This is a genomic window from Vibrio sp. 10N.239.312.D08 (genome assembly GCF_041466145.1).
Taxonomy (GTDB): domain Bacteria; phylum Pseudomonadota; class Gammaproteobacteria; order Enterobacterales; family Vibrionaceae; genus Vibrio; species Vibrio crassostreae_C.
Window position 1 is genome coordinate 25,085 of the sequence record NZ_JBFSSD010000058.1, and the last position, 8,482, is coordinate 33,566.

An 8,482-nucleotide genomic window follows, 5' to 3' on the forward strand; every position below is an offset into this window, starting at 1 on the left:
GCAATGTGCGTGACAATTGAGATTGTTACTGGTATAAACCTCTCAAAATTTAGAAAACTCAATTCAGGAGAACACCATGGAACTGTCAGCATTGACTGCTGTTTCACCAGTAGACGGCCGTTACGGAAGTAAGACTATTGCATTACGCAGCATCTTTAGTGAGTTTGGACTACTAAAGTACCGCTCTATCGTTGAAATTCGTTGGTTACAAAAGCTTGCAGCAACTGATGCAATCAAAGAAGTACCAGCGTTCAGTGCAGAAGCTAACCAGTTTCTTGATGAACTAGCCGCTAACTTCAGCGAAGAAGATGCTCTACGTATCAAAGAGATCGAGCGCACGACTAACCACGACGTTAAAGCGGTTGAGTACTTCTTGAAAGAGAAAGTTGCTGGCGTTCCTGAACTTCACGCTGTAAACGAATTTATTCACTTTGCATGTACTTCTGAAGACATCAACAACACCTCTCACGCGCTTATGCTTAAAGAAGCTCGTGACACAGTGATTCTTCCAGAAATCCGTAACGTAATTGATGCTATCAAAGCACTTGCGAACGAGTACCGTGATATTCCATTACTGTCTCGTACACACGGTCAGCCAGCTTCTCCTTCTACTATGGGTAAAGAGATGGCTAACGTTGCGTACCGTATGGAACGTCAATACAAGCAAATCGAAAACGTTGAGATCCTAGCGAAAATCAACGGTGCTGTAGGTAACTACAACGCACACCTTTCTGCATACCCAGAAGTTGAATGGCACCAGTTTAGCGAAGAGTTCATCACTGAATCTCTTGGCGTAACTTGGAACCCGTACACAACTCAAATCGAACCTCACGATTACATCGCTGAGCTATTCGATGCAATTGCTCGTTTCAACACTATCCTTCTAGACTTCGACCGTGACGTTTGGGGCTACATCGCTCTTGGTCACTTCAAGCAGAAGACTATTGCTGGCGAAATCGGTTCTTCGACAATGCCGCATAAAGTTAACCCAATTGACTTCGAAAACTCTGAAGGCAACCTTGGTCTAGCGAACGCAGTATTCAGCCACCTTGCACAAAAACTTCCAGTTTCTCGCTGGCAGCGTGACCTTACTGACTCTACGGTTCTTCGTAACCTAGGTGTGGGTGTTGGCTACGCAATCATTGCATACACTTCGACTCTGAAAGGTATTAGCAAGCTTGAAGTTAACCGCGCTGCGCTACTTGCTGAACTAGACAAGAACTGGGAAGTATTGGCTGAACCAGTACAAACAGTAATGCGTCGTTACGGCATCGAAAAACCATACGAGAAGCTAAAAGAGCTAACTCGTGGTAAACGTGTAGATGGCGAAGGCATGCGTGCATTCATCGATGGTCTTGAGATCCCTGAAGACGAGAAAGTTCGCCTGAAAGAGATGACTCCAGCGAACTACATCGGCCAAGCAATCGAGCTAACTGACAAACTGTAAGGTTCGAATTTCGAATCACAGAATAGACTAAGGCTTCCCATGTGGAAGCCTTTTTGTTGAGCGGAACAAAGTGTATTGAGCACAAGAGACGTCAGCAAAATAATACAAAGCAACCCAGTATCATTACCCTACTCATCTCAATCCGTGCGATATCAACCAATCAATATCGTAATGCTTCATCACCAGTAACCCTCTATCGCCAGACACCTATTCCTCGAATACTTACTGTCTTAGATGCCAAGATCAAAAAAGACCTCCCGAAGGAAGCCTTTCAAATGTATCTTGTCGATTAGCGACTGAAGAATACGTAGCGATTACATGTTACGTAGAGAAGCAATACGCTTGTCTAGCGGCGGGTGGCTCATTAGAAGCTCTGTTAGAGACTTCTTACCGTTGATACCAAATGCCATCATAGAACCTTCTAGTTGTGGCTCATGGCTCACCTTTAGGCGCTCTAGCGCTGCAATCATCTTCTCTTTACCTACTAGGTTCGCTGCACCTGCATCGGCATGGAATTCACGATGACGGCTGTACCACATCGTAATGAAGCTTGCTAAGAAACCAAATACCAATTCCAACACCATAGACACACCGAAGTACACCATCATGTTGCTGCCACCCTCTTCTTCATTGTCATTCGACGCAACAATATTCGCAATGAAACGAGATAGGAAGATAACGAACGTGTTCACAACACCCTGCATTAGAGTCATTGTCACCATATCACCATTCGCAATGTGGCTAACTTCGTGAGCTAATACCGCTTCAGCTTCGTCACGCGTCATGTTGTGTAGCAGGCCCGTTGATACTGCGACCAATGAATCGTCACGCTTAGCACCTGTAGCAAATGCGTTGATATCTGGCGAGTCGTAGATCGCCACTGTTGGCATACCAATACCAACTTGTTGAGATTGACGGCTTACCGTCTCCATCAACCAATGTTCTGTTTCGTTACGTGGGCTTTCAATGACCATGCCGCCTACAGAGCGTAGCGCCATTTTCTTCGACATCATTAATGAAATGAATGAGCCGCCAAAACCAAATACCGCAGCCATCACCAATAAGCCTGATAGGCTACCGGGTTGCATACCTGTGACTGCGTATACAATATTAAGAACAACACTTAGTACCAATACAACCGCTAGGTTGGTTGCAAGGAACAACATTACTCGCTTCATTACTTATCTCCGCATGAAAGCTGTTTTTATAAAACTTATTGTTATAGACAAGGCAGACAGCAATAGATTCCAACCTTGAAGACTTATACTTACTTATACATATAGTCTTAGATTAAGAAAACAAGGTTAAGCATTAAATTGCAACATTTGATTACGAGATTATAGCTGAGTTAATCACGGTCTATTAGACCTAAGTCGTATGGTGTCGATATAACAATCCGTTTACAGTGACTTCAGATGATTTATTGGCTAGTCCATGTACAAAAAGGGAACGATCATGGTTGAAGGTACTAACACTCAAATGGCTATCGATTTACTGTGCTGTCACCTAGGGATTACTGAAGAAGAAGCGAAAAAGCAGATCGGTATTCTTACGCCAGAAGCAGCGCAAGCAAACATCACAGAAACTCAGCAAGCTTTAATGGGACTGACTAAAGAACATTAGTTCTAAGCTTGTTTATTAAAAGACCGGTTGTTTATCAACTCAAGGTCTAAAGGCTTAAAATAGCAAAAGGGCTGCAATCGCAGCCCTTTTCTTATTTAGTACATAACGTGGTAATTAAAGCGCAAGCAAAGGCTGCACATCAATGTACTTACCAATGTTTTTAGACTTCGCTTTTGGGACGTAAGGGATTTCACCTAACTTAGGTGCACCTAACTTATCTTCAAGCATCGCAATAATATCTGCGTAGTGCTCAGTACCTGGATTGATACGGTTTGCGACCCAACCTACTAGGTTTAGGCCATCAGCACGAATCGCTTCTGCCGTTAATAGAGCGTGGCTCAAACAACCAAGTTTAATACCCACAGTCAGTACCACTGGCAGTTGCTCTTTTTTAACCCAGCTAGAAAGATATTCATCGTCTGAAACCGGGACTCGCCAACCACCAGCACCTTCAACTAACACGATGTCAGAGTTTTTCTTATGCTCTTCTAGCTTCGCTGATAATACCGCCTCATCAATTACAACACCATCATGCTTAGCAGCGATGTGAGGCGATGATGGTAGCAACAACGCGTATGGATTGACGTCTTCGTAAGCAATGTCTTGCGTCGCCGCTTCTTGAAGATGCAGTGCATCACTATTACGTAGTCCTTCAGGGGATTTTTCACTCCCTGCAGCAACTGGCTTGTAACCAATTGTTGATAAATCTTGTGCGGCCAAAGCTTGAAGAATCGCTTTTGAAACCACAGTTTTTCCCACTTCGGTATCCGTACCTGCAATGAATAATGCATCAATCATAATTGAATAACCCCTAAACAAACTTGATATGTTGCTGGTAAGAAACCTTGATGGTTCTTAAACTCTCGATATTCCCGATCAACAAGCTGCAACATGCGACGACTTGTTAAACCTTGTGAGCGACCACTTACGTGATTAGCGCCGATACCTTTAAGGTCGCGCATCAGTTCAAACGCAGTGTCGTACCAAACGGTGATGGTGGGCAAGTCTAGTTGATGAACGGTACAGCTAGATTGCGCTAACGCAATTTTTACCTTATTGATTGTAATAAAATGGTTAACGTGTTGATGTGCGTCAATTTTGGACCACGACTTTTTCAGTTCAAACAGCGACCCATCAAGCAAAGTTGAGAAAATAACACGCCCACCAGCCGCTGTAACACGCTTCATCTCTCTCAAAGGCGACGACAAATCGTCACACCATTGCAACGCAAGGCTAGAGAAAACGATGTCAAAGCACCCATCTTCAAACGGCAATTGTTCGGCATCGGCTTGTTGATATAAAGATACAGATGCACCACACCGCTTCTCTGCTGTTGCTAGCATTCCAACAGAAAGATCAGCGCAAACCACTTCGGCGCCTCGTTTTACAAGTTGCTCGGAGAAATAGCCAGTACCACAACCTAGATCCAGCACCTTAAAGCCTGACAGATCGCTGGGTAATTTATCCAGTAATCGGTGGCCAACATCGCGTTGAAATTCAGCGTGTTTGTCATAGGTTGTTGCCGCTTTACCAAAGGCTTCGGCAATCGCACTCTTATCTTGGCCAACGTAATTATGCACTACTGCTTCTTGTGACATTTACTGAGCCTCATTGTTTATTTCGATGTGAGTTTCGCTATTCGATTCAAAGCTTGATTCACTTGATTGAACATTTCTTTCGACTGCTTGACGTAACGAACGGGTTAACTGAAGAATCTGCTTTTGAGTGTGATTGGCGGTTAATGTAATACGCAGACGAGCCGTCCCGGTCGGAACCGTGGGTGGCCTAATTGCAGTGACCCAAACTTGGTTGCGCTTTAATTCTTCTGCAACGGAGAGCGCAGCCTGAGCCTCACCGATCACAAATGGCTTAATCGGAGTCTGAGTATCCACAAAGCCTTTCAAGCCGCTCACCTGCTCTGCATAGAGAGACCCTAACTCAGTCAGCTTTTCTCGGCGCCACTCTTGAGTTTGAGTCATCTTACAGGCATGAGATAAAGCCACCGCTTGTGAAGGTGGCATCGCCGTCGAGTACACATGATGACGAGCAAACTGAGTTAAGTAATCACCCACTTCTGACGAACAAAGAATCGCAGCACCAGAAACGCCAAATGCTTTGCCAAAGGTCACCACCAAAATATCGGGGGAGATTTGTGCTGCACTGCAACTCCCAGCTCCTTTATCACCTAATACGCCGATACCGTGGGCATCATCAACCGCCAACCAACTGTCGTATTGATGAGTCAGGTTAGATATCTGGCTGAGAGGCGCTTGATCGCCGTCCATGCTGAATACGCCCTCAGTGACGACCAAGGATTGTAGAGATCGGCTTAATAGAGACTCTAGATGCTGCGTGTCGTTGTGTTTAAAGCGTTTCATGGTTGCATGAGAAAGCATCCCCGCTTCCATCAAAGAGGCGTGATTAAGCTTGTCTTGCAGCAGAGAGTCGTCTTTTTCGAGCAGAGAAAACAACAAGGCTTGGTTCGCACTGAAACCAGAACTAAAGAGAATCGCACGTTCAAAGCCCAACCATTCACACAGCTGAGCTTCTAAATTTCTATGAGCAGGACTAAAACCCGTGACCAATGGCGATGCCGCACTGCCAGCACCATAAAGGGAAAGCCCCGCTTGCCACGCCTCTACCAATTCAGGGTCGTTCGCCAAGCCTAGGTAATCATTACTCGAAAAATTAATAAAGCGAGAACCTTCGCAATTAAGCAAAGGACCATTACTGTTTTCGAGCACTTTAAGTTGACGAGTTAGCCCCTGCTCACGGCGTTGAACAAGGGCATCTTTGATACGGGATTTAAACAGTGGCATCGTAGAACATGTCATCTTTCGTTGGACGAGCAGCAACGCGCTCCACTACTTGATCTAACAGTTCGTTTTCTTGAATTTCATCAGGCTTCTGAGCCACTTGTTGGCTGTTGATGCCTAACTTCTTAAACAGCTGCATGTCCGTGTCTTCATCTGGGTTTGGCGTAGTCAGTAGCTTACAACCGTAGAAGATAGAGTTCGCGCCAGCCATGAAGCACATTGCCTGCATCTGTTCATTCATATTCTCGCGACCTGCAGATAGACGAACCGCTGACATTGGCATCATGATACGAGCAATCGCAATCAACTTAATGAAGTCAAAAGATTCAACATCATCGACGTTTTCCATCGGTGTGCCTTTCACTTTCACGAGCATGTTGATTGGCACACTCTCAGGGTGTACCGGAAGGTTCGCTAGCTCTACCAGCAGGCCTGCACGGTCATTGGTACTTTCGCCCATACCAATAATGCCACCAGAACAGATCTTCATACCGGCATCACGTACGTGAGATAGCGTATCTAAACGATCTTGGTAAGTACGAGTGGTGATGATGCTGCCGTAAAACTCGGGAGACGTATCAAGGTTATGGTTGTAGTAATCCAAGCCTGCATCCGCTAACTCGCCAGCTTGATCAGGGGTTAACATGCCTAGTGTCATACAGGTTTCTAGACCCATACCTTTCACACCTTTGATCATATCAGTCAAGTGAGGCATATCGCGTTCTTTCGGGTTTTTCCACGCCGCGCCCATACAGAAACGAGTCGAGCCCGCGTTCTTGGCTTTTTGCGCCGCATCCAAAACACGCTCTACTTCCATTAGGCGTTCTTTGTCGACATCCGTTCGGTAGTGAGCACTTTGAGGACAATACTTACAGTCTTCAGGACAAGCACCGGTCTTAATCGATAGAAGCGTACTCACCTGCACGTGGTTGTGCTCTTGGTACTGTCTATGAACCACTTGAGCTTCAAACATTAAATCCATAAACGGTTTTTCAAGCAGCGCTGTTACTTCAGCAACTGTCCAGTCATGACGAACTTCCACGTGTCGATCCTTTTTTATTATTTGATGTTTCATCTCTATCAATAGAGATTGCATTTATGCTTGGCTAGTCTACCGACAAGCTTTAGACTGTCAACACATTGATAATATCAAAAGTTTACATATGGTTGTTTTTTAACCACACCAAAAATGGAAGTTACTATGGATCTCGCCTTTGATCGCCAGCATATCTGGCATCCCTACACATCAACGTTAACACCTCTGACCTGCTATCCAGTCACCAACGCAGACGGTGTTCACCTAGAATTAGAAGGCGGAAAACGAATTATTGATGGTATGTCATCTTGGTGGTCAACCATCCACGGCTACAATCACCCTGAGCTAAATGCTGCGGCTCACAGTCAAATCGATAAGGTTTCACACGTTATGTTTGGTGGTATCACCCACCAGCCCGCTATCGATCTATGTAAGAAGCTTTTGAATCTCGCGCCAAGTAATCTTGAGCATGTATTTTTGGCCGATTCAGGTTCAGTAGCCGTAGAAGTTAGCCTAAAAATGGCACTGCAATATTGGCACGCTAAAGGACAACCTCGTTCAAAGTTCCTCACACTAAGAGATGGCTACCACGGTGATACCTTTGCGGCGATGTCAGTGACCGACCCTGACAACTCGATGCACAGCCTCTACAAAGGCTTTTTGCCGGAACATATTTTCGCTGATTCGCCAAAAACAGGCTTTTGGGATGAGTGGAACTCAAGTGACATCGATAGTTTTCGAGAAAAGCTGGCAGCACACCATCAAGAAGTCGCAGCGGTGATCTTAGAGCCTATCGTTCAAGGGGCTGGCGGCATGCGCATCTACCACCCTGAGTTCCTAAAACAAGTTCGCTTGCTGTGTCATGAATTCAACGTATTGCTGATCTTGGATGAGATTGCGACCGGATTTGGCCGCACAGGGGAACTGTTCGCTTGTGAGCATGCCGATGTTCAACCGGACATATTATGCGTAGGCAAAGCTTTAACTGGTGGCTATATGACATTGTCAGCGACGCTTGCGAGTAAGGAAGTTGCTGACACGGTATGTGGCGGTGAAGCAGGCTGCTTTATGCATGGGCCAACCTTTATGGGCAACCCATTGGCTTGCGCAGTCGGTGCGGCAAGTTTATCCATCATCGAGCAAGGCCATTGGAAAAATCAGACTCAACAGATTGAACAGCTCTTTTCTGAGTTGTTACCACCGTTGCGAGAACATGAACTGGTTAAAGACGTGCGTTGGTTAGGCGCTATTGGCGTCGTTGAAACTCACACACCCGTCGATATGGAAGCCATTCAAGCTCACTTTGTAGAGCAAGGCGTTTGGATCCGTCCGTTTGGTAAGCTAATTTATATGATGCCTCCGTTTATTATCAAACCACAACATATTGAGCAATTGGTCGCTGCTATCGACACTGCATTACAAAATACTCATTGCTTTAAATAAGGCGTTTATTGCTCTAAACAAGAGCGACGATTATTTCTATATATCTTCATTAATAAATCATTTAATTAATCGAGTAGGAGGAGGCCTCACGGCCTCCGTCCTCTCACACCACCGTAC

At 45.3% G+C, this 8,482-nt stretch carries 8 protein-coding genes; 3 read left to right on the top strand and 5 right to left on the bottom strand.

The annotated features are described in order from the left end of the window. Positions 1 to 76: 76 nt before the first annotated feature. The gene (purB, locus tag AB6D58_RS21580; protein ID WP_017068077.1) at positions 77 to 1,447 is read left to right on the top strand and encodes an adenylosuccinate lyase; all 1,371 of its coding nucleotides are present in this window, start codon (positions 77 to 79) and stop codon (positions 1,445 to 1,447) included. Positions 1,448 to 1,761: 314 nt separating this feature from the next. On the opposite strand, the gene htpX is transcribed toward purB, so the two are convergent. Beyond that, positions 1,762 to 2,625: a protease HtpX gene (gene htpX / locus AB6D58_RS21585; protein WP_372126499.1), complete on the bottom strand. Its 864-nt coding sequence runs from the start codon at positions 2,623 to 2,625 to the stop codon at positions 1,762 to 1,764. A 277-nt stretch (positions 2,626 to 2,902) separates the two neighbouring features. Here htpX and AB6D58_RS21590 point away from each other — a divergent pair, with 277 nt between their 5' ends. After that, on the top strand, positions 2,903 to 3,070 hold the full coding sequence (locus AB6D58_RS21590) for a hypothetical protein (RefSeq protein ID WP_186728084.1): 168 nt from the start codon (positions 2,903 to 2,905) through the stop codon (positions 3,068 to 3,070). A 114-nt stretch (positions 3,071 to 3,184) separates the two neighbouring features. Here AB6D58_RS21590 and bioD read toward each other — a convergent pair whose 3' ends face one another. From bioD to bioB, 4 genes are read right to left on the bottom strand one after another with little or no spacing between them, the layout of a single operon-like run. After that, entirely contained in the window at positions 3,185 to 3,868 is a 684-nt protein-coding gene (gene bioD / locus AB6D58_RS21595) for a dethiobiotin synthase (RefSeq protein ID WP_017060255.1), read from the bottom strand. Then, positions 3,865 to 4,668 (bottom strand): malonyl-ACP O-methyltransferase BioC, encoded by an 804-nt coding sequence (gene bioC, locus AB6D58_RS21600; protein WP_017060254.1) that lies wholly within the window; start codon positions 4,666 to 4,668, stop codon positions 3,865 to 3,867. Before bioC ends, bioD begins: the two co-directional genes overlap by 4 nt. Further along, positions 4,669 to 5,889 carry an 8-amino-7-oxononanoate synthase gene (bioF, locus tag AB6D58_RS21605; RefSeq protein WP_372126497.1) on the bottom strand — a complete coding sequence of 407 codons (1,221 nt, stop codon included), beginning with the start codon at positions 5,887 to 5,889 and terminating at the stop codon, positions 4,669 to 4,671. Further along, positions 5,876 to 6,928 (bottom strand): biotin synthase BioB, encoded by a 1,053-nt coding sequence (bioB, locus tag AB6D58_RS21610; RefSeq protein WP_016792500.1) that lies wholly within the window; start codon positions 6,926 to 6,928, stop codon positions 5,876 to 5,878. Before bioB ends, bioF begins: the two co-directional genes overlap by 14 nt. A 159-nt stretch (positions 6,929 to 7,087) precedes the next feature. On the opposite strand from bioB, the gene bioA reads away from it, so the two are divergent. Beyond that, positions 7,088 to 8,365 (top strand): adenosylmethionine--8-amino-7-oxononanoate transaminase, encoded by a 1,278-nt coding sequence (bioA, locus tag AB6D58_RS21615; RefSeq protein WP_372158422.1) that lies wholly within the window; start codon positions 7,088 to 7,090, stop codon positions 8,363 to 8,365. Positions 8,366 to 8,482 lie beyond the last annotated feature (117 nt).